General features: G+C 61.3%; 1 protein-coding gene and 1 pseudogene. One reads left to right on the plus strand and one right to left on the minus strand.

Going from position 1 to position 2,500, the window contains the following annotated elements; translation table 11 throughout:
• Window positions 1-522, plus strand: a pseudogene (locus R1101_RS27970) (integrase core domain-containing protein); the annotation flags it as partial.
• 1,042 nt (window positions 523-1,564) lie between these two features.
• Here the strand turns inward: R1101_RS27970 and R1101_RS0121120 are convergent.
• Window positions 1,565-1,978, minus strand: coding sequence for a hypothetical protein (locus tag R1101_RS0121120; protein WP_157179195.1), 414 nt, complete (start codon window positions 1,976-1,978; stop codon window positions 1,565-1,567).
• Window positions 1,979-2,500: the final 522 nt, after the last annotated feature.

The raw sequence follows: 2,500 nt of genomic DNA on the forward strand, positions 1-2,500 counted from the left end.
CGCCCGTAAAGCTCGGTCGGATCCCCGACGGCGGCGGCTGGCGGGCTCACGGTCGACACAACCGGCCCCGCAACCGCACGATGAAGGTGGGCTTCGATTATGTGCACTCGCTCGTCGACGATCACTCCCGGCTCGCGTACTCGGAGATCCTCCCGGACGAAAAGGGAGCCACCTGTGCAGGTTTCCTGATCCGCGCGATCAACTACTTCGCCGGCCACGGCATCACCCGGATCGAACGGTTGATGACCGACAACGCGTGGGCCTACCGGTACTCGCTGCGCACCGTGTGCGCCGAATTCGGGATTCGGCAGAAGTTCATCACACCGCATTGTCCGTGGCAGAACGGCAAGGTCGAACGCCTGAACCGCACCTTGCAGACCGAGTGGGCCTACCGGCAGGTGTTCACCAGCAATGCCGAACGAGCTGATGCCCTTGCACCCTGGCTCGAGTACTACAACACTCGACGGCGTCACAGCGCACTCGGTAGGACTTCCACCGGTCAGCCGACTGGCACCAACCTGATGGCCGGGTACATCTAGTGGGGTGTCCAGTACTTCGCGGATATCGTCCACAGTTAGCCGGGATAGACCGGGTTCGTCCTGGATAGGGACAGAAGCGATTGCCAGCTTGGACGTATTGATGCTGCCCTCGACGGAAGGAGAGGACGCAGCGGGGCGATGATTTACAGGACCGAGTACGAAGGCGCTCACGCCGCAGAACAGAGACAGCGCAGCCAGCCGCTCTGCGATCAACCGCCGACTATGGTCGTCAAGCCGTCCGAGTGGTCGACTGTTGCTTATTTCGGTAAGCATGCGGGTGACGGCATGTTCCATAGCTCCCGACCGGCTGACCGGCAGTTGGCCTACCTCGCGCCAATGCTCGAGTAGATCCATGGCTGGGAGGGGATAGGCAAGTAGGCGGGTGAGACGGACACGCTCGACCGCTGCCAAGAAGTGCTCGGTATTGGAGCCTGCCAGATGCTCGATGTCCGCCAGACTCAGCGGGAGAAGCTCGAGTTCCTTCAAACCAGACAGTGCTGCCTTCAGTTTGGTCGCGAGACGGACGGTCCACGAACCAGGTCTGCAAACGAAGCGCCACGCCAAATCATTGGCTCCGGGCTGGCGCAGCAGCGCACCTAGAGTGTTGTCGGTCGTTGGATCGACTTGAAGTGCTTCGTCGACAGCGTCGACGAAGATGGTACGTACGGATGGGGAATCCTGTGCGGCTAAGTCGATCGACGTGAGGAGCCGGATCTGTTCGATGATTGTTGGCTGTCTGACAGATCGATCGAGTGGCTATCGGGCTCCTGGCGCTTCAGTTCATCGATCAGTGTGGTCTTGCCGGCGCCGGCGGGTGCGAGTAGGACGTAGGAGTCGGAGGTGCCGATCAACTCCGTGGCGAGTTGAGGTCGCTCTCCCGTGTACCAGTCACGGCTAAGAGTGTCGGAGTCGAGCAGCCCGTGGTGGGTGCGTGGGATTTCGTTCTCGACTGGGGCGACCCAGCGGGTCACCGTGTGTTCGGGCATGCCGCGTCATCGGTCCTTCCGCTATGGGACACCTGTGAATTATCGGTTGAGGTTGAGGGAGCCGAGGAGTCCCGGGGTGGGTTCGGGGCCGGGTTCCGGTCCGACCCAGATCTCGTACTCGACTCGTTCGGATGCGGAGTCGGCGGACCATAGCCAGCCGCCGCCGTAGAGCATTTGTCCGCACTGTCCGACGAGCCTGTACTGCCCTTGGGGCAGGTCGGCGCGTGTGATGGTGACGGTCTGTCCTGCCTGTGGGTAGCGGGTGGTGTCGGTGGGATCGGACGGGGTGCCGTGGGGATCTGGATTTTCGAAGGGAAGTACCGAGGTGCTGAAGCCTTCGGGGGACCCGATGATCGCGAGGGTGCATGTGAGCGTGGCTCCGCTGATGACGCGCGGCTCGTTGGGGTTCGTGATTGTCGCAGTGATTGATGAATTGTCGCTGGTGAGCGTCACGATGGGAGGGAGCACAGCGGGGTCGGCGCTGGCTACGGCGGGAATGGCTAGGAGGGGCACCATCGAGGCGATTGCTGCGATAACGAATCGTTTCATACAGCTTTTCGTATCACGGTCCGGGTCTGGATATGTGAATCGATGAGGGGGAGACGCAGAGTCTGCGTGAGGGGCAGGTGGAGGCGTTGCTGATGATGGTTTCCTGGGGGTGGTGCGGGAGGGGATCGTGGTGCGGTTTGTGGGATGTGCCTGATCCTGGGGCTGAGGGGTTGTTGGGTTGTTGTGTGCTGTGACCGGGGGTGATGGCATGTCCCGGTGTGGGGCCGGCGGTTGTGCCGGCGGGTGTGGGTGGGGTCGGTGTTGGGGGGTGTGTGGGGTGGTGGGGGCGCGGTGGGATGCTGTTTCGGCGTGTTTTTGAAATATGTTGTGGCGCAATGCCTATTGTGAATCATCCTGGTGTGCAAGGTTTCACTGTTGTAATGCGCATTCCGGTTCTGTGATATTGGGTTATATCCTTGGTATGCA

The sequence above is a fragment of the Rhodococcus sp. R1101 genome, from assembly GCF_000278445.1.
In the GTDB taxonomy this organism is placed as follows: domain Bacteria; phylum Actinomycetota; class Actinomycetes; order Mycobacteriales; family Mycobacteriaceae; genus Rhodococcus; species Rhodococcus gordoniae.